Source organism: Vibrio sp. MED222 (assembly GCF_000153005.1).
GTDB lineage: Bacteria > Pseudomonadota > Gammaproteobacteria > Enterobacterales > Vibrionaceae > Vibrio > Vibrio tasmaniensis_A.
Map to the genome: position 1 here is coordinate 535631 of NZ_CH902609.1, position 25670 is coordinate 561300.

Genomic DNA, 25670 nt, shown 5'->3' on the forward strand with positions numbered 1-25670 from the left:
TGTTTATCTTATCATTAGATAAACACAACAAACACATTCAAGTGTCTTGTATTCGAATCAAACTTAGTTTGATTCACAATTGAGTCCGGCAAACAGTTATCAAGAATTAACCCTTCTTGATGACAACCAAAAACCTTGGTTAGTTGCCATACACTTATTTGTCTTCACTTTTTAAAGTGAAAGCAAATAGAAACCCTTTCGGGTTGTATGGTTAAGTGACTAAGCGTACACGGTGGATGCCTTGGCAGTCAGAGGCGATGAAAGGCGTAATAACTTGCGATAAGCCCAGATTAGGTAGTAATAACCTTTTGAGTCTGGGATTCCTGAATGGGGAAACCCACGTGCATAAGCACGTATCCTGTTGTGAATACATAGCAACAGGAGGCAAACCGGGGGAACTGAAACATCTAAGTACCCCGAGGAAGAGAAATCAACCGAGATTCCGAAAGTAGCGGCGAGCGAAATTGGATTAGCCCTTAAGCTTTTAATGAGACAGATGAAGGTTCTGGAAAGTGCCGCAATAAAGGGTGATAGCCCCGTAATCGACATCTCATAATCAGTGAAAACGAGTAGGGCGGGACACGTGATATCCTGTCTGAATATGGGGGGACCATCCTCCAAGGCTAAATACTACTGACTGACCGATAGTGAACCAGTACCGTGAGGGAAAGGCGAAAAGAACCCCTGTGAGGGGAGTGAAATAGAACCTGAAACCGTGTACGTACAAGCAGTAGGAGCACCTTCGTGGTGTGACTGCGTACCTTTTGTATAATGGGTCAGCGACTTAATTTTAGTAGCAAGGTTAACCGTTTAGGGGAGCCGTAGGGAAACCGAGTCTTAACTGGGCGTACAGTTGCTAGGATTAGACCCGAAACCAGGTGATCTAGCCATGGGCAGGTTGAAGGTTGAGTAACATCAACTGGAGGACCGAACCGACTAATGTTGAAAAATTAGCGGATGACTTGTGGCTAGGGGTGAAAGGCCAATCAAACCTGGAGATAGCTGGTTCTCCCCGAAAGCTATTTAGGTAGCGCCTCGGACGAATACTACTGGGGGTAGAGCACTGTTAAGGCTAGGGGGTCATCCCGACTTACCAACCCTTTGCAAACTCCGAATACCAGTAAGTACTATCCGGGAGACACACGGCGGGTGCTAACGTCCGTCGTGGAGAGGGAAACAACCCAGACCGCCAGCTAAGGTCCCAAAGTATAGCTAAGTGGGAAACGATGTGGGAAGGCTCAGACAGCCAGGATGTTGGCTTAGAAGCAGCCATCATTTAAAGAAAGCGTAATAGCTCACTGGTCGAGTCGGCCTGCGCGGAAGATGTAACGGGGCTAAGCTATACACCGAAGCTGCGGCTACGTACCTTAGGGTATGTGGGGTAGGGGAGCGTTCTGTAAGCCGTTGAAGGTGGTCTGTAAGGGCTGCTGGAGGTATCAGAAGTGCGAATGCTGACATGAGTAACGATAAAGGGAGTGAAAAACTCCCTCGCCGGAAGACCAAGGGTTCCTGTCCAACGTTAATCGGGGCAGGGTAAGTCGACTCCTAAGGCGAGGCCGAAAGGCGTAGTCGATGGGAAACGGGTTAATATTCCCGTACTTCTTACAATTGCGATGGGGGGACGGAGAAGGCTAGGTGGGCCTGGCGACGGTTGTCCAGGTTCAAGTACGTAGGCGGAAAGTTTAGGTAAATCCGGACTTTCATTAACGCTGAGATACGATGTCGAGCTACTACGGTAGTGAAGTCATTGATGCCATGCTTCCAGGAAAAGCCTCTAAGCTTCAGATTGTAAGGAATCGTACCCCAAACCGACACAGGTGGTCGGGTAGAGAATACCAAGGCGCTTGAGAGAACTCGGGTGAAGGAACTAGGCAAAATGGTACCGTAACTTCGGGAGAAGGTACGCTCTTATCAGTGAAGTCCCTTGCGGATGGAGCAGACGAGAGTCGCAGATACCAGGTGGCTGCAACTGTTTATTAAAAACACAGCACTGTGCAAAATCGTAAGATGACGTATACGGTGTGACGCCTGCCCGGTGCCGGAAGGTTAATTGATGGGGTTAGACTTCGGTCGAAGCTCTTGATCGAAGCCCCGGTAAACGGCGGCCGTAACTATAACGGTCCTAAGGTAGCGAAATTCCTTGTCGGGTAAGTTCCGACCTGCACGAATGGCGTAATGATGGCCACGCTGTCTCCACCCGAGACTCAGTGAAATTGAAATCGCTGTGAAGATGCAGTGTACCCGCGGCTAGACGGAAAGACCCCGTGAACCTTTACTACAGCTTGGCACTGAACATTGAACCTACATGTGTAGGATAGGTGGGAGACTATGAAATTGCGTCGCTAGATGTGATGGAGTCGTCCTTGAAATACCACCCTTGTAGTTTTGATGTTCTAACGTTGGTCCCTGAATCGGGATTACGGACAGTGCCTGGTGGGTAGTTTGACTGGGGCGGTCTCCTCCCAAAGAGTAACGGAGGAGCACGAAGGTGGGCTAAACACGGTTGGACATCGTGTGGTTAGTGCAATGGCATAAGCCCGCTTGACTGCGAGAATGACAATTCGAGCAGGTGCGAAAGCAGGTCATAGTGATCCGGTGGTTCTGAATGGAAGGGCCATCGCTCAACGGATAAAAGGTACTCCGGGGATAACAGGCTGATACCGCCCAAGAGTTCATATCGACGGCGGTGTTTGGCACCTCGATGTCGGCTCATCACATCCTGGGGCTGAAGTCGGTCCCAAGGGTATGGCTGTTCGCCATTTAAAGTGGTACGCGAGCTGGGTTTAGAACGTCGTGAGACAGTTCGGTCCCTATCTGCCGTGGGCGTTGGAAAATTGAAAGGGGCTGCTCCTAGTACGAGAGGACCGGAGTGGACGAACCTCTGGTGTTCGGGTTGTCATGCCAATGGCATTGCCCGGTAGCTAAGTTCGGAATCGATAACCGCTGAAAGCATCTAAGCGGGAAGCGAGCCTTGAGATGAGTTTTCCCTGACGCTATAAGCGTCCTAAAGGGTTGTCGTAGACTACGACGTTGATAGGCAGGGTGTGTAAGTGCTGCGAGGCATTGAGCTAACCTGTACTAATTGCCCGTGAGGCTTAACCATACAACACCCAAGGGGTTTTGTGGACTCAAAGAAATACCAAACGCTTGAATGAGTTTGAAGAGACTTTTAAATCAGTTTTCCAGATTATTTTGCCTTCAGTTTTTTAAAAACTGAAAGTAAAAGCAAAATTTGCTTGGCGACCATAGCATTGTGGACCCACCTGATTCCATGCCGAACTCAGAAGTGAAACACAATAGCGCCGATGGTAGTGTGGGGTTTCCCCATGTGAGAGTAGGACATCGCCAGGCTTTAAATTTGAACACTTGTCAGCGACGACAAGTATTCCACTGCGGAGTGGTAGTTCAGTTGGTTAGAATACCGGCCTGTCACGCCGGGGGTCGCGGGTTCGAGTCCCGTCCACTCCGCCACTTATTAGAAAAGCCCTGCTAGAAATAGCGGGGCTTTTTTACATTTGGAGAAAAGTGTTTTGCTGTTAGGTTGTATGAGTGCTGTAAAGCTATCTCGCCCCTGCACTTCACGCTATATCCGGCACATATTAGAAAGCCTAGTCTGACGACTAGGCTTTCGTCGTTTCCGGCATCTGAGTTTATTATTCGTCTCCGACTTTTGTTGAAGCGTTTCTCGTTGCTCACGAACTCTGATATTCCAACACTAATTATAAAAGTCCTGCTCTTTCTAGAAGCGCTTGATTACGTTAGTTGATATTTGTGGCTATCGATTCAATGATTAACCTTTAGAGAATGTCTTAGTGAGGTTTACTTCTTACTAATTTGAAATGGTTGATAAAGATGTCTCGTCTTTAGTCACAAGGTTTTTCTGGTTCGGCAACTCTTGCTATATCTCTACTGCTTAATAGATGAACCTATTAAGCAGTTGCGTGAAACCCCGGCTTTAGCGTTTTATAGTTGGAATATTGATGGCCATTTAATTGCTAATTCAGCGTGATTTAACGTGGCTTTCGGTCTGTTGGTGAATATCTTTAAATGTGTTCTCTCAAAGTGAGCTCCTTTTACTCTTCAGCTTACAGGCGTCATACCTCTCGAGCCTCTTCTAAGAGCTTGTATATAAAAATCGTAAAACTACATATAGACACAATTAGTGTCGTTCTTCGTTTGTTTGGGAGGCTTTATTACGCTATTTCATAGTTACTTTTGTGCACTAGGTTTGGTGGCGTTGGACGGGTAGGGTTCGATGAGTTTGGTTTATAGGTGTTGTAGAAGTTATCTAGGGGCAAATAACAGATACAAAAAAGCCGATGCTAGACATCGGCTTAGTTTGAGTCGTTTTGAATTACGCTGGTTGAACGAGAGCGAGTGCTTTACGAGAAACCTCGTGAGCTGCTTTCGTTAAGTTTTGCTTCTCTAGGGCATCAGATAGGTATCCGTAATCTGAAACATTTGAGCGAAGTGCTAGTGCTTTTTCAAAGTGACTTTGTGCTTCTGCCCACTTCTGTTCTCTTAGGTAGAATTGAGCCAATGCGCTGTGTGCTTCGGCATTGCCACCATCTTTACTGATAGCACGCTCTAGCATCACAACTACTGGGTGGTGATCGGCAAGATTTAGCTCAGGAAGCAACATATAGAGCTCATTTGAACCACTCTTCGCAATGTTTTCTTTAATCACTGTGAAGGCTTCTGAATCAGCTTTACGAGCGATCAGTTGCTTCACAAAACAAGAAACAAGGTGAGAGCTTTGTTTTTGCTTTCTTGAAAGCTTATTCCAATGACTGATTAAACCTTCGCTACCTTGCTGCTGTGCCACATCGTGAAGCAAACCACATTGAGCTTTCTGTTCCAGCTCAACTTGTTCATCAGGTGTAAGAAGCTTGTTCTTAGCCAGCTTAGGCGTTAGCTCTAACAGTGGCTGCCACAGCTTAAGCTGCATGTAAGTGGCTTTTAGCAGGCCAAGTACGGCGGTGTTATTCGGGTACGAACCTTTCAATGTTGAAAGTGTATCGAATGCGGCTTCGTAGTTCGACTCACTGATCTGTTGTTTTGCTTTCGTTAGCTCAACGGCCAATAGAGAGTCCTCTTGTTGGCTAGCAAGCTCAATGTACTTATCACGCTCACTTGTATTGCCTTGTTCGTGAGCAGCTTGAGAAGCGACTAAATAACAAAGTAGCGGCATGTCGTGGTGGTTAGCCCAACGAGTTACCTTCTTCTCTGCGCCTTTCCAGTCACCTTCAAGAAGCTTGATGATGCCTTCATTGGTATAACGACGAGAGCGCTTTAGTTTACGAACACTGAACCAGTTCCAAGTTGTCGAGCTTGCGTACATAAGCTTTTTAAATAGGTACTCTAAGCCGAATAGAGCCGCTAGAAGAGCAATGACAAAGATAACCAGTGTTGTCACGCTCATCTCAATGGTTTTATTCGCAATTGAGATCAGAACGTAGCCTTGTTGACCAGAGAACTGAGTACCAACAATTAACCCAGCACCTAGAACGAGAAGAAGAAAAATCCAACGAATCATTATTTTTCCTCCGTGGTCATAACGGTGACTTCACGACGTAGGCGTTCACGTATCACGTCTGATAACTCATTTTGAGACTCAAGTTTCACAGGGTATTTCACAGAAATATTCTGCTCGCTCAGCTGCTTAATTGCCTTCTCAAACTCAATCACTGAGTTGTTATCTTGGTTTAGGTACGACTTCGACCACTCGTTAGCTGTTTGTAGTGCAGCACTGTAGACATCACCTTGTTCTTTGTAGATAGCGCGAATTGCGGTCTCTAGTTTGCCCTTGATATTCTCACGCAGGTAAAAGTGTTGCTCAGGAGAGAGTAGAGGAATAACTTCACCATCACGACTGCGGAATGTGATGAAGTTTTCTGAAAAGTCTTTCATCGACGTCATCAGGTTGTTCTGCCAGTCATTAATATCTTGAGATACGGCTTTTTTCTCAACAACGGCAGCCTCAGGCAGGATTGCATTGGCAAGCGGCAGCGTATCGACTTGTTGTTGTAGGCTTGTGATGCGTAGAACTAAGCCATCACGGTCGATAAGAGGAATAGTGCGAAGCTTAGTAATGTCATTGGTCATTGATTGACGAAGAGAGACCAAGCTTGGGTCATTCAGTGCGGCGATACGTTGATCGGCGCTTTCCATTAGTTTGGTTGCACTAACGGCATCATGCTCTAGGAACAGTTTACGTCCTGCTAGTTTCACAAGGTAATCAGCTTCAGCAAGCAACCAGTCATTTGGACGGCGACCTTTAACATCAGCAACCGCTAGCTGTAGGCTTTGAATGCTCTTCTGTTGCTGAGATTGCACGACTTGAGTTTTCTCCACCGCATGTGATGCTTCTTGGATAGTCTCTTGCTTGATGGTTTGTAGATCTTTATTTACCGCAGATTGGGTATTTTGCAGTTGTGCTTGAAGAGCAGCGATTTGAGCCGAGTATTCAGCGCTCTTTTGCTGCATTTGAAATGCGATACCGCCACTGAAGATAATTGAAATCGCGATCGCAATAGCGCCTAGTTTTACACCGCGCTTACCTTGCTTTTCTGCTCTCTCTATTTGCTCTTTATGCTCAGCTTGAGGCTGTTCATTTTGAGCGGTATTTGACGCAGAGGCATCAAGTTTTTGTTCAGGCTGTTTTGTCTCTGTAGAGTCAGCTTTTTCGTTTTCAACAACTACTGGCTGAGTGTCTTGTTTCTTTTCAGGTTCAATATGCTCATTATTTTTTTTGCTTGTCATGCTTATTTCCTGTTCTAGCTAGGGCCGGAGAGCAGCCAGTAATATTTGGTTCGTAGCACTGTGAGTATTGGTCACGTTTGAGAAGCCGAGTTGTTGTGCTCGTTCTACAATGCGCTGGCTTGGGACAAATAAATGTCTTGTTGAAAGCCAAGCCAAATACTCATCAGGGGTAATTGAGCAGAGATACTCCAATTGTTCCTGACTAGTGATGACAACTTTGGACGTTTTTTTGTTTATCCATGTTTGATAGGTATTGTGGTCGCTAATAGGAATATATTCTCTACGGTAGGTCTCACAATAAGAGACTTTTGCACCTCGATTGAGTAGAGAATCTCTAATGAGCTCACGCCCACCATTTCCACGCAGTATCAAAATGGATTTATTATCTACGCCATTAAGTTCAGTAAGTTTGAGAAGATGTTCACTATCACTCACTTTGGGATAGTTTACTTTTTGTTTACTAACTTTGCTTAAAACGTGCGCAGTTTTTTGACCAACGCCAAGATAAAGCGGCGAAGTTGGCCAAATAGATGAAGTTTTCGAAAGGATGTTTTGGGCAGCGGTCACGGCGTGGTGACTGACTGCAATAATGATATCGCTGTTATTAAGCTGGGTGCTTAAATCCGATGAGTGTGGATTATCAACGATACGAATAAGCGGATGATGGATTGCTTGAATCCCTTCATCCGCTAGTTGTTGGCAAAGCGATTGTCCCTCTGAACCGGGACGAGTCACCAACACTGTCATAGTTATTCTTGGTCTGCGTATAGCTTGGTTAAGATTTCTCTCGCGCCATCATCCAGCAATTGATTTGCCAGAGTAACGCCAAGTGCTTCTGCATCTTTGCGAAGGCCAGAGATCTCACCACGAACCATTTTAGAACCATCTGGTTCGCCTACTAATGCACGTAGCCAGATATTATCGCCATCTAATAATGAGTAGCTACCGATAGGAACCTGACAACCACCTTCTAGAGTTAGGTTCATTGCACGTTCGCATAGCACACGATCGGCTGTGTCTTTGTGGTTCAGTGGCTCAAGAAGCTTGATTAGACGTTCATCATCTAGACGACACTCAATACCAACAGCGCCTTGCCCTACAGCAGGTAGAGACTGTTCAGGTTCGATAAAGCTACGGATACGCTCTTCTAGCTCTAATCGCTTAAGGCCAGCTGCTGCCAGCACGATAGCATCGTATTGACCATCATCGAGTTTACCTAGACGAGTACCAACGTTGCCACGCAGCTCTTTAATGATGAGATCTGGGCGATATTCTAGCAACTGACATTGACGACGCAGGCTGCATGTACCTACGACAGCACCTTGTGGTAACTCATCGATGTTGTTGTAAGTATTTGATACGAAAGCATCACGAGGATCTTCGCGCTCACAAATAGTTACTAGACCTAGACCTTCAGGGAAGTCGACCGGTACGTCTTTCATTGAGTGAACTGCGAGGTCAGCACGACCTTCTAGCATTGCTACTTCAAGTTCTTTAACGAATAGCCCTTTACCGCCTACCTTAGCAAGTGGCGTGTCTAGGATGATGTCACCTTTGGTCACCATAGTTACCAACTCAACCTCTAAACCAGGGTGAGCAGCTTGCAGTGCATCCCTTACAAAGTATGCCTGCCAAAGGGCAAGAGGGCTTTTTCTGGTCGCGATACGAATTGGTGCTGAATTTGTCATGGTGTTTCCGATATAGGTTCTGTAATAGGCTAATCCTACCATTGTGAGGCGAAAATTCTTACTGTTTGATCATTCGATACTTTGATAGCAGAGGGAATTTCATGAGTTCACCAAAATAGTGTGATTGGTATCTCATTTGAAACATGGGCTATTATTAGAAATAGTCAATAAAGAGGACACTACGGCGCCGCGAGTTTTACTTTCAGTCATCAAGGGATTCGTAAGTATGACGGCGTCCTTTGCTTTACCGATAAGGGTAAAAGTGTTAAATTGATCACGTTTTGTTGCTGCTTTCGTTCAGTAACTAAACAGAAGTACACTTAATCTCAAACCAAGGACTTACCTTGCAGGCTTACACTCAAACTTTGATTCAACGATTAGACAATCTAAATCAGCAGCGCATTGATCGTGCGTTGGCGTTGATGAATGTCCAGGGCCAGCGAGTTTTTAACCTTATCCCCGCGCTGCTTCACTTCAATCATCCGATGATGCCTGGTTATTATGACCAACAAGTTCCTTTTGGAATTCGTAGCTTCACGCTTAATGAATTCCAAAAGCAATTTGTCTCTGATACTGAATTAACTCTGGGCGGAAAACTTACCGAGGCCGCTGAACCAGCAATCTTGGGTTTGTACACCATGGGCAGCACTTCGTCTATTGGTCAAAGTACCTCAAGTGATCTTGATATCTGGGTGTGTGTATCTCCAGATATGGATGGCGCATCTCGCGATAGCCTGACCAATAAATGTCTGCTTATTACTGATTGGGCTGAAACCTTAGGGGTTGAAGCGAACTTCTTTTTGATGGATGAAGAGCGTTTCCGCTCGAATCATTCTGAAGAGATGACCGGTGATAACTGTGGTTCTTCACAGCACTTACTACTGCTTGATGAGTTCTACCGCTCAGCCGTTCGTTTGGCTGGCCAGCGTTTGTTGTGGCAAATCATCCCGCCAGAAATGGAGGAGTGCTACGACGAGTATGTCCAAGGTTTATGTAACGATGGTTATCTTGATTGCTCGCAGTGGATCGATTTCGGCAAGCTGAACAGTATTCCTGCTGAAGAGTACTTTGGTTCAAACCTATGGCAGCTCTATAAGAGTATCGACTCACCGTATAAATCGGTGTTGAAGGCGATCCTGCTAGAAGCTTATTCATGGGAATACCCAAACACCCAGCTTCTTAGTATTGACACCAAGCGTCGTTTCTTCGCAGATGAACCTGATCTGTATGGCATGGATAGCTACTATCTGATGCTTGAGAAGGTAACTCGCTACCTAGAACGTATCAACGACCATACTCGATTGGATTTGGTGAGACGCTGCTTCTATCTTAAAACCCACGAGAAGTTGTCACGAGATGCGGGTATTGGTTCTGTCGCATGGCGTCGTGAAGCCTTAACCGAGATGACTAAATCTTGGAACTGGGGACATGAAACCATTGCTGAGCTCGACAACCGCCGTAACTGGAAGGTTGAGCAGGTTAAAGTGGTGCACCATGCGCTGCTTGATGCATTGATGCTTAGCTATCGTAACCTGATTCAATTTGCACGTCGTAACGACATCACTTCAGCTATCAGCCCGCAAGATATCAGTATCTTGGCACGTAAACTTTACGCTGCGTTTGAGGTGTTACCAGGCAAAGTGACGCTACTGAATCCACAAATATCCCCGGATCTCCATGAGCCTGATTTGAGCTTTATCGAAGTTCGTCAGGGTCAGTCAAATAAAGCGGGTTGGTACTTGTACAAACAGCCTTTGATTGCACATCGCATTCTCGGTCAGCCTTCACTTGAGCACCATGAGTACTTGAGTAAGTTGGTTGCTTGGTCATTCTTTAATGGTTTGATTACGGAGTCGACGCGTTTGCACTCTGTGGTTCGTGACGCCCACATTGATATCGATAAGTTCTATCAAATGGTGAGCGATCTACGTAATACCTTCTCTTTGCGTAAGCGTCGTCCGAGTATGCAGGCACTGGCGAGCCCGTGTGAGATAAGCCAACTGGCGATGTTCATCAACTTTGAAAATGACCCGACGTCTGAATTAAGTGGTCGCGCATTAAAAGTGGATCTTAAGAATGCCGATATTTTCAGTTTTGGTGAAGAAGGTAAGAGCTTAGTCGGTAGTGTCGATCTGGTTTATCGGAACTCTTGGCATGAAGTTCGTACACTTCATTTCCAAGGCGAAACCGCGATGTTGGACGCGCTGAAGACGGTACTGGGTAAAATGCACCAGGATGCGTTGCCGCCAGAGTCGGTCGATGTGTTCTGTTACAGCAAAAACTTACGCGGTGTGATGCGTAATATGGTGTATCAACTGCTTGCCGAGTGTATCGACTTGCGATTAAAACCAATTGAGCCAGAGAAGCGCCGCCGATTTAAAGCTATTCGCCTGGCAAACAAAATGTTTGGTCTGTTCTTTGAACGTCGTGGCGTTTCGGTGCAGATGCTGGAAAACTCGGTCGATTTCTATCGTAGTATCTCGACGAATAAGCTGAAGGGCTCACCTTTACTGATGCTCGATAAAGAGCAAGAGTATCAGCTACCAGAAGTGGTTGATGGTTTTGCGAGTGAAGGTTTAATTCAATTTTTCTTTGAGGATACCGACAAAGGTTTCAATATTTATGTATTGGACGAGTCGAATCAGGTTGAGGTGTATCACCAGTACAGCGGTGAAAAAGATGAGATGATCGCAAGCGTGAATTCTTTCTACACTTCAGTAAAAGATGAGTCAAAGGTGTCGTCTAAGTTGATTAACTTTAACCTACCTCAGTACTACCAAATTGTTCACCCTGAAGAAGGTAACTCTTATGTGGTGCCATATCGTAACGATGCGACTTTAGCTTCTCGGAGCTCAAAGATAGTCAATATCTAGTCTTACCAAGACTGATTGATATTAAAAAAGGAGTGATTGATTCACTCCTTTTTAGTTTTGCTTACAAATGATTAGACCCAATTAATCTCTTCATCTGCGTGCTTTTCGCACTCTTCTTTGACCATCTCAAACAACGCCATGCCCGTCTTTGAACATGTCCACTTGTCGTCAACTAGCTTGAAGTGAAAGCCGCCAGATTTAGACGCTAACCAGATCTCACGCATTGGTTCTTGGCGATTGATGATAATTTGGCTGCGGTTTTCAAACTCCAACGTCATTACGTTACCAGTCACTTCATAATCAATATCTGCCTCTGATTCATCGATCGCTTCTTCGATGTTTTGCATCTGTATATCGACCAGCTTATGAAATTCAGTCTCGTTCATCCTTTCTATCCTATTGCTTTTCCTGAGTGTGGTGCGATTATAGGGGGCATTGAGTTAATAATCACGATGTGCAAAATGAAAAAACTAATTACAGCTCTGTTTATGGTGTCCGTTATTGGACTTTCTGGTTGTGGTCAAACGGGTCCTTTGTATGATCCTGATGAAGTTCAACAGACTGAACAATCACAATAAGTGAAAAACGCAGAAATCGTTATTTATAAGGGATAAGAACTTTGGATTACTTCAACTATCAGGAAGATGGCCAGCTTTGGGCTGAGGACGTCGCACTTTCACAACTAGCAGAGCAATATGGTACACCGCTGTATGTATATTCTCGTGCCACATTAGAACGTCACTGGAACGCATTTGACTCATCGGTAGGTGAGCACCCGCATTTGGTGTGTTACGCCGTTAAAGCTAACTCGAATCTAGGCGTGTTGAATACCTTAGCTCGTTTGGGTTCTGGTTTTGACATCGTTTCTGGTGGTGAGCTAGAGCGTGTGGTTGCTGCAGGTGGCGATCCGGCGAAAGTTGTTTTCTCTGGTGTCGGCAAAACAGCCGCAGAAATGAAGCGAGCGCTTGAGTTGAACATTAAATGTTTCAACGTAGAGTCTGAGCCAGAACTGGAGCGACTGAATAAAGTGGCCGGTGAACTTGGAGTTAAAGCGCCGATTTCACTGAGAATCAACCCTGATGTTGATGCCAATACTCACCCTTATATCTCTACGGGTCTGCGTGATAACAAGTTTGGTATCGCCTTCGATCGTGCTCCTGCTGTTTATGCGTTTGCTAAAACACTCGATAACTTGTCTATCCATGGTATTGATTGCCACATCGGCTCTCAGTTAACCGATATCGAACCTTTCATCGATGCCACTGATCGCTTGCTTGCGTTGATCGACCAACTACGAGCTAACGATATCAACATCAAGCATCTTGATGTTGGCGGTGGTTTGGGGGTGGTTTATCGTGATGAATTACCACCACAGCCTTCTGACTACGCGAAAGCCTTGTTGGCTCGCCTAGACAATCATTCTGATCTAGAGCTGATTTTCGAGCCTGGAAGAGCGATTGCGGCTAACGCTGGTGTATTATTAACAAAAGTCGAGTTCCTTAAGCCAACAGAGCATAAGAACTTTGCCATTATCGATGCGGCAATGAACGACCTGATGCGCCCTGCACTTTACCAAGCTTGGCAAGATATTGTTCCAGTTAGCCCGCGTCAGGGTGAAGCTGTGACTTACGATTTAGTTGGCCCTATATGTGAAACGGGTGACTTCCTAGGTAAAGATCGTGACCTTGTTCTTGAAGAGGGCGATTTATTGGCTGTTCGTTCAGCAGGTGCTTATGGCTTCGCTATGTCATCTAACTACAACACTCGTTCGCGTGCGGCAGAAGTGATGGTTGATGGCGATAAAACTCATTTGGTTCGTCAGCGTGAAGAGCTTACGAGTCTGTGGGAACTTGAAAACATTCTTCCGGAGTAATTTTAAGCGTTATGCACTTCCACTTTTCTAAAATGCATGGTTTGGGCAATGATTTCATGGTCGTGGACTGCATTACTCAAAATATTTTCTTTTCTCCAGATTTGATCCGTCGTTTGGCGGATCGTCACACTGGTGTGGGTTTTGACCAGCTACTTGTAGTTGAAGCTCCCTATGATCCTGAAACTGACTTCCATTATCGCATATTTAATGCAGATGGCAGTGAAGTTGAGCAGTGTGGCAATGGTGCACGTTGTTTTGCTCGATTCGTTCGCATGAAAGGCTTAACGAATAAGTACAGCATCAACGTGAGCACCAAGAAAGGGAAAATGGTTCTTAAGATTGAAGACAATGATTTAATCACTGTCAACATGGGTATTCCTGAGTTCGAACCGGGCAAGATTCCATTTAAGGCGAAGCAGCCAGAAAAGACGTATATCCTAAGAACGGATGTACACACCTTGTTCTGTGGTGCTGTTAGCATGGGTAACCCACATGTGGTTACCGTAGTTGATGACGTCGATACAGCAGATGTGGATACCTTAGGTCCGCTGCTTGAATCTCACGAACGTTTTCCTGAGCGTGTTAATGCTGGCTTTATGCAAGTGGTTAACCGTGAAGAGGTTCGCTTGCGCGTCTACGAACGTGGTGCGGGTGAAACTCAGGCGTGTGGCAGTGGCGCATGTGGTGCAGTTGCTGTTGGTATAACACAAGGCTTACTGGCTGAGAATGTGAAGGTTCGTCTACCTGGTGGTGACTTACACATTAGCTGGCAAGGCCCTGGGAAACCTCTGTTGATGACTGGCCCAGCAACGCATGTGTTTGATGGTCAGCTTTCTTGCTAATAACGATATAACAAATAGATTTATAAAAAATAAAGGATAGGTTTTGTCTTACGTTGAAGGCGACACTCTGACTGCAGAGGTGGTTGCGGAATATTTACGTGATAACCCAGATTTCTTTCAAAACAGGAAAGATTTGGTTGATCGCCTTGCTATTAATAATGTTGAGCAGGGCGCTGTTTCTCTGGTTGAGATTCAGCTTAAACGTCAGCGTCATAGAATCGAAGAGCTGGAAGAAGAGATCACTGGCCTGATGTCACTAGCGGCGAATAACGATAAAACTTTCTATGAATTCATGGATCTGCAAACTCAAGTGTTGAAATGCAGTGACTTCATTCAGGTTATCAAGGCTGTTGAACAAAAAGCGTTGGAACTAGGGCTTAAGGCTCATGTACGAGTTCTCTCACAATTAGGTTTTTATCAGCTGAATGAAGAGCGTTACTCGAAATTTTCACTTAACCATTTCAATGGCAAAGATGCTTATCTAGGGCGATTGAGAAAGGCAGACAGACACGATTTGTTTGGTGATTATCCAGTTCCAGAGCTAGGCTCTTATGTAGTGCTACCCCTTGCTAAGCGAACTCCACTGGGTGTACTCGCTTTTTCTAGTGAAGATGGCGGACACTTCCAGCCTCATATGGACACGCTCTTTTTACGCCATTTAGCACTTGTTGTCGCTCATTTGGCGGACACCTTACCTTGGCAGATAAATAATGAGCCTAGAGCCCAAAATACCTCTTCCTAATAGCCTTCAAAAGCCGCTTTCTCGCTTCTATGAATATCTTAGAAGTGAGAAGGGACTCAGCTTACACACCCAACGTAACTACAAACAACAACTTGAAACCATGGCCGCTCATTTAGTCACTCTTGGACTAAAGGATTGGTCTCAAGTCGATGCGGCGTGGGTAAGACAACTTGCAAGTAAAGGCATGCGCGAAGGAATGAAAGCGAGCAGTATTGCGACTCGCTTATCGTCACTGCGCAGCTTCTTTGATTTCCTTGTCTTGCGTGGCGAAATGACCGCCAATCCAGCCAAAGGGGTTTCAGCACCTCGTAAACAACGTCCTTTGCCTAAAAACCTCGATGTTGATGAAGTCGGTCAGTTGCTTGATGTGAATGAGGACGACCCACTGTCAATTCGCGACCGAGCGATGATGGAAGTGATGTATGGTGCTGGATTACGTTTGGCTGAGCTGGTCGGTATCAATCTTAAAGATGTATTGGGTCGACAAGGCGAAATCCGAGTGATTGGTAAAGGCGACAAAGAACGCAAAGCGCCTTTTTCTGGTTTAGCGAAAGAGTGGGTTGAGAAATGGCTCAAAGTTCGTGGTGAACTAGCTTCGCCGGGTGAGCCAGCACTGTTTGTCTCGAAGTTAGGGACTCGTATCTCTCATCGCAGCGTGCAAAAGCGCATGGAAGAGTGGGGCAAGAAGCAATCTGTCGCGAGTCACATCAGCCCGCATAAACTGCGCCACTCCTTTGCAACGCATGTACTGGAGTCGAGCCAAAACCTTCGTGCGGTTCAAGAGTTGCTCGGGCATGAAAACATCTCGACAACCCAAGTGTACACTCACTTAGATTTCCAACATTTAGCACAAGCTTATGACCAAGCTCATCCAAGAGCTCGTAAGAAGAATAAAGATTAGATTAAAGGTTTAACTATGCGAATTTATCGAGGGTTAAAGCCCATCAAAGCCATGACCTTTGATTTGGATGATACCTTGTACGACAACTGGCCTGTGATCATGAAGGTTGAGAAAGAGATGGCGCAGTGGCTTTATCAAAAGCATCCTGTGTCTGCTTCTCTTTCGTTAGAAGAGTGGCAAGGTATCAAACAGCAAGTCGCCTCTGAAAACCCAGCGTTAAAGCATGATGTCACCGTGTGGCGAGAAACACAGATTAAGCGTGGTTTGTTACAACTGGGGTATTCTCAGCAGCAAGCAGAACAAGCGGCTCGTGAAGGCATAGAACACGCCTTGTGGCTGCGAAATCAGGTGGATGTGCCACAAGAAACGCATCGAGTGATGGCTGAGCTGAGCCAACGTATTCCTTTAGTTGCGATTACTAATGGCAATGTCGACCCACATAAAATTGGCTTGGGGCAGTACTTCCAATTAATCCTTAAAGCCGGTCCTGACGGCAGAGCAAAACCCTACCCAGATATGTTTGATAGAGCTCAGCAATACCTAAATTGTGACGCTGAGAATATTCTCCATGTTGGTGACCATCTTAGAACCGATGTCTGTGGAGCGAAGACAAATGGTTTCCAAGCATGCTGGTTTAATGATACTGGTTCCAATTTATATGATTCCCCTAAGGCAACAGTGCTGCCTGATGTTGAAATAGAGCAACTTAGTGATCTTATGCGATTAACTTAATGGCCGTAGTAAGCTTAATGTGTCGCATTTATGATATTGAATTGTTACATTAGTCACAATTAAATGCCTGTTTAGGCTAGGATAATTGGCGACTACTTTTGATCGGAATTTTTGATTCATAGTAGTACGGGTTCTCATTTCACTCGATTTCGAACAAGGGTTGGCATGCAAACATTTACATTTCTCGCAAATACTGAGGAGTTATTTAAGTCTCAATTTGATCAGCGAGAGTGGTGTGACAGCAAACAGTACCTTATTCAAATTTTCTCTGCTCAGTCCTCTGATATCGCTCGTCGAATTGCCAATGCAGCCCTCAATCGCATAGGGCATGCGACGTTAATCGGTCAGAGCGCCCGTTATGTTATCTGTGATAACAGCCTGAAGCATGAATGTACCTTAGTCGTCGTCAGTGAATTTAACGATACCCATTTAACGTCTACAGTTCAGACGTTTACCGGAAACCCAAATCAAGACAGCCAAGATCTCGCTTCTCAATTAAACCTTACAGAAGAAACCAAAACGGTTATCAGCTTGTGCGATCAGGTTGAAGGGCGTGACTATCCTATTTATAGCGCCTTTGAGAGTTTACCTTACGCATTACCAGTTGCTGGTGGGCTGTGCCACGAGAATGGATATGGCCGTTGGGTTATGCATAATGAGCAAACCTACCAACATGCTTGTGTTGCGGTTGCATTGACTAACCCTAGCTTAAAGATTTGGTCGGACGCGTATTCTGAGTGGAATCCTATTGGGATGAAATTGCGAGTGACACACGCAGTTGGAAATCGTTTATATGCGTTGAATGACAAGCCGGCTATCGAGGTGTTCAAACATTACCTTGCTGATGGTAAAGATCTCCCTTTTAGTCAGTTGATGAGCTTCCCCCTGTATCGAGAGCTCGGCAGAAAGAAGTGCATCTCGACGCCTCTACGTATTAATGATGATGGTAGTATTGAGTTTGATAGCCCTTGGCATGTCGGCGAAGAGGCCCAGTTTTGTTATAACCATCCTTCTTTGACCGCAGAAAAAGTGCGTCACGGCGCTGAGATGCTTGCCGTGCATCAGCCTGAATCTGTGATCATCTATAACTGTGTATCTCGACTAGAATTTATCGACAGTAAACTTGAGCTCAAACCATTTGAAGGGATAGTAAACGCGTGTGGTGCATACTGCATGGGCGAACTATATCGCAACGACGATCGCCAAGAGATACTGCATCACAGCCTTACCTATATTGCGATGAGAGAGTCGGACGAGATTAATGAGTTTCGTTGCGAAGATTTTAAGCGAGACTCAACGGTATCGCCACTACTCAACTTAGTCAGAAATGCGGTCGCAGATCTTGACAGTATGAATACTCAGATGGAGAACAAACTCCATCAACAAGCACGTCGCTTAACTGAAAGCTACCGTATTGACTCTCGCACTGGGCTACCTAACCGTATTGTATTAAAAGAACGCCTCAATACGATTTTATTCAATGAACATCTGTTGACGCTGAAGCTGACTAATTTTCATCAAGTTAACGAAAAATACGGTTATCAAGTGGGTGACCAATTACTGCTTGATCTGTCGAATCATTTTGTCAACCGATTGCACCTTAGTGTGGCTACGGAATCCAAGGTAAAGGTTGAACTGTTCAGTATTGGTGTCGGTGAGTGGGCAATTATCTTTAACGCGAGTGTCGATAGCGTGAAGATAGAGCAACGTTTCGTCGAGTTTGCTGATGGTATTGAGCATATTAATTTTGAGCCATATGGATTAACCGACATAGACTACCTTTCGGTTTCTCTGTGTGGTGGTTTCGCTAGTCGCTGTGATTTCTTAGCTGATAGCGGTGATGAGATCTTGTTGAAAGCGATTGAAGCTCGACGCTACGGGGTGCGGAACAATACTCACATCACTAATGCCAAAAACATTCAGGTGAGTGAGGAAGATCGTAAAGAACAACTAGGCTGGCTGAGCTGTGTAAGCCGCGCAATCTTAGATCAGAACATTATCACCTACTCACAGCCGATTGTGGCGTCTGGTACTCACGAAATGATTGGCCAAGAGTGTTTGGTCAGAATCATGGAGTCGGACGGTACCATTGTACTCCCTGGTAAGTTCTTACCCATTATTGCTGACACGCATCTCTATACTCGCCTTAGCCGGCACATGATTCGAAACACCATTGGCTACATGGCAAATAAGCAGAGTTCTTTTTCAATCAACCTATCCCCACAAGACTTACTGAGCGATAAGACGCTTGAGGTTCTCGAGTCAGCGATTAGTGGTATGAACGACCCTACTCGACTTGGTCTAGAGGTTCTCGAGTCTGAACAGATCAAAGATTATGGCCGCATGATAGAAGTGTGTGATCACTTCCGTGCTCTTGGGGCGAGAATCATTGTTGATGACTTTGGTTCTGGTTATTCCAATATTGATGAGATCATTAAACTTGAGCCGCAGATCATAAAGCTCGACGGTAGCTTGATTCGCAATATCGACAAAGACCCAAAGCAAAGGAATATCGCCTCTCAATTAGTACGCTTGTGTCAGGTGTTTAACGCCAAAACAGTTGCCGAATTTGTCCATAACCAACAGGTTTGTGAAATTGCAGAGCAAATGGGTGTCGATTATCTGCAAGGTTATTACTTTGGTGAGCCTAAGCGACTGTTTTAGTTATTAAAGCCCTCAGACCTTAACGTCACTTGCTTTTAAAGTGCTTCACTGGCACTGATGATGGCTCTTTAGTAGAATGAATGATGTCTAACTAGCGTCACATTATTTATCAGACGATTGTAAGTATTCCGTGCAAGCTTTATCTATAATAAGCACAATAACAAATCATTAACGTAACGATTAATGTGAATATGCAATCGACCTCTTTCCAGATACAAGACATTAAGTACACCCAGCGTGAATTGCAAAAGATAGATTTTCATCCACATGACAATCTACTGATTCAGGTGTTTTCTTCTTTCGAGAAAGATTCGGTGTTGGCTGCCTGCCAAGTAATCCAGTCGACTTTCCCCAACGCCAAATTGATTGGTTGTAGTGCTAATCACTACATCAGCCAAGGTGTAATCCTGCATAAAGGTCTCTATGTTATTGTTACTCGCTTTGAAGCGACGTCTTACACTTGTGGGGTTGTCGAATATAGCGAGCAGCCTCGACGGGATAGCCAAGCGATGTGGCAGCAGCTTGAATGTAATGCTGATACTCAAAGCATTATCTGTTTCGCCGATCGCTTGCAGATAAATAACCAAGATCTATTTTCAGCGTTTGAGCAGTCGATATATTCATTACCTGTTTGTGGCGGTGCATCGACCATTACAGAGCATGGACGATGGGTGATGCTCGATGGTATTTGCTATGAAAATGCCTATGTCATGTTAGCACTGCACAGTGTTGAACTCTCAATTACTAAGGGGTATTACTGCGAATGGAACCCCATTGGTCGTACCTTCCGAGTGACTGATGCTCAAGATAATCGGCTAGCTGAATTGGACGGTATACCTGTCCGAGAAGTCTATAATCGTTACCTCGCTGACGGTCTCGAAATCCCTTTTGAGCAACTGTATAACTTCCCCTTGATGGTCGGTGAACCCAAAGACCAGAACACTCACTTACCGCTCAAGGTGACAGAGGGCGGAGAGATCGAATTCAGTGGGTCGTTTCAGGTTGGTGATGAGGTGCGGTTTTGTTATGACCATCCTTCATTGACCCTAGAGCAAATCCGATTGGGCGTTCAACAGATTGCTTCCCATAAGCCAGAACAGTTTTTTATCTACAACTGTACCTCTCGCATTGATTTCATTGATGGCAACCAAGAGGTTGAGGTTTTCCAAGCATTAGCGGACACCTATGGCGTTTACTGCATGGGAGAGCTCTATCAAGATAATGGCCAGCAACGAATTTTGCATCATAGCCTCACTTATCTTGCGCTTAGGGAAGGTGAGGGCAAGGCGGTATTGCCATTAGAGACACAACCCGCGACCAATATTTCCCCTCTGTTTTCATTGATACGAAATGCTCTGCTTGATGTCGATGACATGAACAACAGCATGGCGAGTAAGATTCAACAGCAAGCGACCGCATTGACCGCGAGCTACCGAATTGATCGCCGTACAGGCTTACCTAACCGAAGCGTATTGCGTGAAAAGCTGTCAAAAATGAGTACCGATAGTCATTTGTTGGCTTTGAAAGTCACGACATTTGGCCAAATCAATGAGAAGTATGGCTATCGAGTCGGTGACAAGCTTCTGCATGATTTAAGCGAGTATTTTCAAAAGGCGCTGTGGCAGTTCTTTGATGAGGGGTGTCAGCTCTATAGCATTGGTATCGGTGAGTGGGCGGTGGTGTTTGATAGCTGGGTGGGGCAAGAACATATTCATCAGCGTTTTTCTGAATTTGCAGACCAAACGGAACATGTGAATTTTGAACCAACGGGGTTGCCTGATATTGATTACCTGTCGGTATCCATCTGTGCGGGTATAGCCAGCCGTCGAGATTTTCCTACGACCTCGATTGATGATTTGTTGTTGAAGGCGATTGATGCTAGGCGCAGCGCCGTGAGTCAGAACAAGCATCTAGTGAGCGCCAAGACGCTCATTCAATTGGAGAAGCATCGCCAAGAGCAGCTTGGCTGGCTGTCGTGTGTCAGTCGCGCGGTGCTTAATCAGAATATTGTGGCGTGTTCCCAACCTATTGTCTCGGCACACAGCCATCAGGTAGAAAGCTATGAGTGCTTGGTCCGAATTGAAGAGGACGGTCAGTTGATTGCACCGGGTAAGTTCTTGCCAATCATAGAAGGAACGCATCTCTATACGCGCCTGAGTCGCCAGATGATAACGCGTACCTTTGATTTTATGAGTCAGCGAACCGATTCGTTCTCAATTAACTTGGCGCCACAAGATTTTAGCAATGAGAAAACCATTCTTCACCTTGAGCAAGCCATCAAGAAAATCAGTCACCCACAGCGTATTGGCTTAGAGGTGTTAGAAACGGAACAAATTCAGGATTACGGTCGCTTGATCGAGGTGTGTAATCACTTCCGCGACCTTGGTGTGAATATTATTGTTGATGACTTTGGTTCCGGCTATTCGAACATTGATGAGATATTGAAGTTAGAACCACAAGTCATAAAGCTTGATGGCAGTTTGATTCGCAATATCGATAAAGATAAGAAACAGCGCAAGATCGCTCAGCAACTGGTGAGTTTATGTCAGATTCTGAATGCTAAGACGGTGGCTGAATTTGTTCATAACGAACAAGTGTGCCGTATTGCGGAAGACATGGGTATCGATTACCTGCAAGGTTACTACTTTGGTCAGCCTCAACGCTTATTCTGATAGGGAGAGTAGAATCTCTTTTCAAGGAACAGCTAGAGTGTGCGTTTCACGTGAAACACTAAATGGTTCAATAGATTAAAGTACGATGTAAAAAGGGTGAGCTCATGGCTCACCCTTTTTGTTTTCAGTATCTGTCCCGCCCTAAAATGTGCTTATTGCCTTCCCGTGCTCTTGCTTGATCTATTTGAGAGCATGGCCACATTTGTCGGCGTGGAATACTTTTAGATACTGTTGGTAGTAGTCATCAATGAGCTTGGCAGGTTCGCTTTCACCTAAAGATTTGAGCAACTCAATGCCCACTTCGCAAGTACACAAATGGCCACTGTCTTGATTGCGGCGCAAGGTGTAAGAGGATTCACTGGTGATGTCGAGATGAACTTGTGGGACTGCTTGTAACCACGAGCTCTTGTTAAGCATCTTCTTCGCTTCTTGCCATGTGCCATCCAAGATGATGAATAGCGGTTTACGATTCTGGGCTTGGGTCATCACAGCTTGCTGACACTCGATGCTTTGATCACTTGGGAATAACAGAAACGGTTGTCGTGTTTCATCTTCAAGCAGTGCCATTAGCTCCGCTGGTGGTGTTTTCCTTTGCCATACCAAGGACTGACACTGCTCAAGAGATTGCTGAAGCAGCTTTCCGGTGTTGGTGTCTCGCGACAGCTCATTCTCATGAGTCAATAGTACAAGATCAGTTTGGCTTTCAACCGTCGGTATTAGATGACAAACGCACTGGTGAGTGAAGCCACAACCGGGGCAAGCTTGTTGGTTACTCATGTTTACAGCTTTACTCCACTTTGTGCGGGTGAGATACCATCAGCAAACAAAACCACGTCGCTGATATCAGCATCATCTGCAACTGGAGCGACACTTGGGTTTAGCGGGTAGCTGACACCTGAGTATGACAGGGTGTGTTTTGCAGGTGTAGCACCGCCGCCACTGACATTGAAGATCAGATCCTGCCAGCCGTGGTTTTGCGATTTACCTAAGCGTATGTCGCCCTTAACCAGTGTCACTCGGCTATTGAAGCGCCAGTTATCTTGATGGTTTTCGAAAATTAGCAATGTACAGCCACCAGAGCCACACCAATCGAGCTGGGCAAGCAGTTCTTCCTTACCATCGCCATTTAAGTCGTAGGTTAACCAGCGGTACTTGGTATCGTCAGGTGAGCTGTTGTTGATCTTAAAATACTCACGGATCGCTTGGTCGACTTTTAGATCAAGTTGATCACTGGAGTTCACCTGCTTTGCGGTTAGATCAACGTTAGCGGTGGTGTTTACTTGCGCTTGTGCATTCTTAGCTTCGAATAGCACCAGACCGCCATTGGCAATCGGGTAGACAACGTTGCCCACTTTCTCTTTTTCAGCGACGAGCTTACCGTTATCGAGCGTGAAGATGCGCTCAGAGATCAAATACTGTTGCTGGTGGCGAGTCATAACCACTTGTACCTGATTTTGATTCAGTTGCTGCCAGAAGCCCTGTTCAACAATAGAAGGGTCTCCATTGCTGTATGAATAAGTCGTGATAGCACTGTGGTCATCGTTGAGTTCAAGGTTGATAGAGAATCCAGTGTTCTGCGTTGAGCTCGCGAAGTAGAGCCCACTCCAGTCCAGTGTTGAGTCTTGGTTAGAGACCGTTGCACAGCCATTATAGTTACTGTCATTGAGGTTAAGCTTGGCATGCCATCCATAGATAGAATCACTCATACCGTCGCTACAGCTCTCCTTCGTAAGGTTGAGTTTGCCTTGTGCTGTTTTACCCTCTAATTGGTAATCACGACTGCTTGGTGTGGTGCGGCTCGATTCAATATCAAGGAGCTGTGGCTGTTCGCCCATCTTGGTGTATTTGAGCTGGTCTTTATCGAAGGTTGCTGACCAAAAGGGTTCGTTACCGAATACTCGTGTTGAACGCAGTGGTTGGTCACAACGATTAGGGTTTTCTGCGGTTAGGATATTCACTTGATCAACCACGAAACGTGCCGTGAAATCTGCGTTATACCCGGTTTGGCTCGGTACGGTTAGGTGACCAATCAGCTCGCCATATAAAGCTTGGTAAGGTCTCGTTGAGAGCCCTTGTGCTTCTAGCGCTAACTCTGGAGATAAGTTTAACCAGTATTGTTGTTGGCTACCGCAAGGGGTGAAGGTTCGGCTTTCATGGCCAACCACAACCTGACCACGCATGATGAAGGTTTGCGGTTGAATGCTCAGTGGCTCATCCAAGGTTGCTGGTGGTAGTTCTGGCTTTTGGGGAGCATCTGGCGCTGTGACACAGCCTTGTAGAGTGAATGCGACTAGCCATGTCACTGGGTTTTTCATTACCTTCATGTTATATCTTCCTCGGAGCAACCGTTAATTGGATTTATTATGGCATATTGGTTATTTAAAACAGAACCCGACACCTTTTCTATTCAGACTCTGAGAGTACAAAAAACCTCTTGTTGGGAGGGTGTACGCAACTATCAGGCTCGAAACATGATGCGTGATGACGTCAAGCTTGGAGACTTGGTGATGATATACCATTCATCATGTAAAAAAGTTGGCGTGGCGGGGATCGCGAAAGTAACCAGAGAAGCCTACCCAGACCACTTTCAGTTCGACCCAGAGAGTGATTACTACGACCCTAAGTCTTCGCCCGATAATCCACGCTGGATAATGGTTGATGTTGAGTTTGTGCGAGTGACTGAACGCTTGGTTCCTTTGGCAACACTTAAAGCCATGCCTGAACTGTCAGAAATGCCACTGGTTAAACGGGGCAACCGATTATCGATCATGCCGGTTACCGAACAAGAGTGGCAGGCAATATTAAGCAAAGAAATACAGGGTTCTCGATAGCGTTAGAGAGAGCTTTTTACGTAAGGTTCAAAAAAGGCAGCTAGTTGGCTGCCTTTTTATTTATTCAGATCTCTTCGACGAGACGAGATTAGAGCAGGTGCTTTTCTAGATAGTGAGCAACGGCGTCGTCTGCGTTGCTGCCAATCACTTCATTGTCTGGTAGAGCTTTCATCACTTTTTCATGTGATGTGCCCATGATTAGACCTTTACCCGCCATCGCCAGCATCTCTGCGTCATTCATGCCATCACCAAAGGCAACACAGTTATCCAGTGTTAGGTTCAATGATTTCGCAACAGCGTCTAAGGCGTGGCCTTTAGATACTTCAGCGGCCATCACTTCTAAACACCAAGGTGTTGAGAAGGCGATGTTCAGTTTGTCTCCAAACGCATCTTTTAGCTTTTGCTCAAACGTGACCAGATATTCGTGGTCTTGCTCTGGATGTGTGAAGAAGACTTTAGCAATGCCGTCGCTTGGGGCATTATCAGCTTCAAATCGCTTGTAGCTAAAGCCAGACTCACTATGGAACTTAGCGAGCATTTCGTCTTCACGGTCGAGTAGCCAATCTTCATTCTGGTACATATGAATAAAGATATTTGGATCTTGGCGAACAATATCAATAACCGGTTGAACTAATTTCTGAGGGACGTCCTGGCTATACATCAGTTGATCGTTCTGGTCGTGTACGCGAGCACCGTTTGACGTGATCATGTATGCCGGAATCCCTGCAATTTGACGAATCCCTGCTACGTCGACGTGATGGCGACCCGTAGCGAAGATAAAGGTGTAACCTTGCTCGTGTAACTTCTTAAGCGTTAGTTTGGTAAAGTCGCTTAGCTGATGGTTGGGAGCCAAAAGCGTACCATCTAAATCAGAAGCAACAATTTTCACGGAATCTTTAAGTGCAGGAATAGTCATTTAACCCTCATTGCAAAATGCTTAGCAAATATCAATACTAGCCAACGCTAGCATCGTTTTAACCACAATATCTCTAGGTGGAAATTGTATGCCAATTTCATGCAAGAAAAGAGGGCAAAGCTCACTTACTTCTCTTCCTCTTTAGCGCTTATCTTCTTGGTCGGTTACTTAGCC

18 protein-coding genes, 1 tRNA gene and 2 rRNA genes are annotated in these 25670 nt (G+C 45.5%); 13 read left to right on the forward strand and 8 right to left on the reverse strand.

Features of this window, described 5'->3' with window-relative positions; all coding sequences use genetic code 11:
- Positions 1-209: 209 nt before the first annotated feature.
- The 3 genes from MED222_RS04695 (at position 210) to MED222_RS04685 (ending at position 3471) form a co-directional block, all read left to right on the forward strand.
- Positions 210-3103: ribosomal RNA gene (locus MED222_RS04695) — 23S ribosomal RNA — on the forward strand.
- Between the two features lie 132 nt (positions 3104-3235).
- A 5S ribosomal RNA gene (gene rrf, locus MED222_RS04690) occupies positions 3236-3351 on the forward strand.
- 43 nt (positions 3352-3394) lie between these two features.
- Positions 3395-3471: transfer RNA gene (locus MED222_RS04685), tRNA-Asp, on the forward strand.
- A gap of 883 nt (positions 3472-4354) precedes the next feature.
- Here MED222_RS04685 and MED222_RS04680 read toward each other — a convergent pair.
- The 4 genes from MED222_RS04680 to hemC are packed head-to-tail and all read right to left on the reverse strand — an operon-like array spanning position 4355 to position 8450.
- Positions 4355-5536, reverse strand: a complete 1182-nt coding sequence (locus MED222_RS04680) for a heme biosynthesis protein HemY (protein ID WP_009848202.1) — start codon at positions 5534-5536, stop codon at positions 4355-4357.
- Entirely contained in the window at positions 5536-6762 is a 1227-nt protein-coding gene (locus MED222_RS04675; RefSeq protein WP_009848203.1) for a uroporphyrinogen-III C-methyltransferase, read from the reverse strand. Before MED222_RS04675 ends, MED222_RS04680 begins: the two co-directional genes overlap by 1 nt.
- A gap of 18 nt (positions 6763-6780) precedes the next feature.
- Complete coding sequence (locus tag MED222_RS04670) at positions 6781-7509, reverse strand: uroporphyrinogen-III synthase (protein WP_009848204.1); 729 nt, start codon at positions 7507-7509, stop codon at positions 6781-6783.
- A gap of 2 nt (positions 7510-7511) precedes the next feature.
- Positions 7512-8450, reverse strand: coding sequence for a hydroxymethylbilane synthase (hemC, locus tag MED222_RS04665; protein WP_009848205.1), 939 nt, complete (start codon positions 8448-8450; stop codon positions 7512-7514).
- 344 nt (positions 8451-8794) lie between these two features.
- On the opposite strand from hemC, the gene MED222_RS04660 reads away from it, so the two are divergent.
- The gene (locus MED222_RS04660; RefSeq protein WP_009848206.1) at positions 8795-11323 is read left to right on the forward strand and encodes a class I adenylate cyclase; all 2529 of its coding nucleotides are present in this window, start codon (positions 8795-8797) and stop codon (positions 11321-11323) included.
- A 71-nt stretch (positions 11324-11394) separates the two neighbouring features.
- On the opposite strand, the gene cyaY is transcribed toward MED222_RS04660, so the two are convergent.
- Positions 11395-11709, reverse strand: a complete 315-nt coding sequence (gene cyaY, locus MED222_RS04655; protein WP_009848207.1) for an iron donor protein CyaY — start codon at positions 11707-11709, stop codon at positions 11395-11397.
- Positions 11710-11784: 75 nt separating this feature from the next.
- Between cyaY and lptM the strand changes: the two genes are divergently transcribed.
- From lptM to MED222_RS04615, 8 genes are all read left to right on the forward strand, one after another.
- On the forward strand, positions 11785-11901 hold the full coding sequence (gene lptM / locus MED222_RS22850; RefSeq protein ID WP_407829960.1) for an LPS translocon maturation chaperone LptM: 117 nt from the start codon (positions 11785-11787) through the stop codon (positions 11899-11901).
- A 41-nt stretch (positions 11902-11942) separates the two neighbouring features.
- On the forward strand, positions 11943-13196 hold the full coding sequence (gene lysA / locus MED222_RS04645; protein WP_009848209.1) for a diaminopimelate decarboxylase: 1254 nt from the start codon (positions 11943-11945) through the stop codon (positions 13194-13196).
- 11 nt (positions 13197-13207) lie between these two features.
- Positions 13208-14038: a diaminopimelate epimerase gene (gene dapF, locus MED222_RS04640; RefSeq protein WP_009848210.1), complete on the forward strand. Its 831-nt coding sequence runs from the start codon at positions 13208-13210 to the stop codon at positions 14036-14038.
- Positions 14039-14081: 43 nt separating this feature from the next.
- Entirely contained in the window at positions 14082-14780 is a 699-nt protein-coding gene (locus MED222_RS04635) for a DUF484 family protein (protein ID WP_009848211.1), read from the forward strand.
- Positions 14749-15681, forward strand: coding sequence for a tyrosine recombinase XerC (gene xerC / locus MED222_RS04630; RefSeq protein WP_009848212.1), 933 nt, complete (start codon positions 14749-14751; stop codon positions 15679-15681). The genes MED222_RS04635 and xerC overlap by 32 nt, the downstream gene beginning before the upstream one ends.
- A 15-nt stretch (positions 15682-15696) precedes the next feature.
- On the forward strand, positions 15697-16413 hold the full coding sequence (gene yigB / locus MED222_RS04625) for a 5-amino-6-(5-phospho-D-ribitylamino)uracil phosphatase YigB (protein WP_009848213.1): 717 nt from the start codon (positions 15697-15699) through the stop codon (positions 16411-16413).
- Positions 16414-16578: 165 nt separating this feature from the next.
- Entirely contained in the window at positions 16579-19077 is a 2499-nt protein-coding gene (locus MED222_RS04620) for a bifunctional diguanylate cyclase/phosphodiesterase (protein WP_009848214.1), read from the forward strand.
- 191 nt (positions 19078-19268) lie between these two features.
- Positions 19269-21749, forward strand: coding sequence for a bifunctional diguanylate cyclase/phosphodiesterase (locus MED222_RS04615; protein WP_009848215.1), 2481 nt, complete (start codon positions 19269-19271; stop codon positions 21747-21749).
- 180 nt (positions 21750-21929) lie between these two features.
- On the opposite strand, the gene MED222_RS04610 is transcribed toward MED222_RS04615, so the two are convergent.
- Positions 21930-22526 (reverse strand): tRNA-uridine aminocarboxypropyltransferase, encoded by a 597-nt coding sequence (locus MED222_RS04610; RefSeq protein ID WP_009848216.1) that lies wholly within the window; start codon positions 22524-22526, stop codon positions 21930-21932.
- 2 nt (positions 22527-22528) lie between these two features.
- The gene (locus tag MED222_RS04605; RefSeq protein WP_009848217.1) at positions 22529-24073 is read right to left on the reverse strand and encodes a COG3650 family protein; all 1545 of its coding nucleotides are present in this window, start codon (positions 24071-24073) and stop codon (positions 22529-22531) included.
- Between the two features lie 39 nt (positions 24074-24112).
- On the opposite strand from MED222_RS04605, the gene MED222_RS04600 reads away from it, so the two are divergent.
- Positions 24113-24580: an EVE domain-containing protein gene (locus MED222_RS04600; protein WP_009848218.1), complete on the forward strand. Its 468-nt coding sequence runs from the start codon at positions 24113-24115 to the stop codon at positions 24578-24580.
- Positions 24581-24668: 88 nt separating this feature from the next.
- On the opposite strand, the gene MED222_RS04595 is transcribed toward MED222_RS04600, so the two are convergent.
- On the reverse strand, positions 24669-25496 hold the full coding sequence (locus MED222_RS04595) for a Cof-type HAD-IIB family hydrolase (protein WP_009848219.1): 828 nt from the start codon (positions 25494-25496) through the stop codon (positions 24669-24671).
- Positions 25497-25670 lie beyond the last annotated feature (174 nt).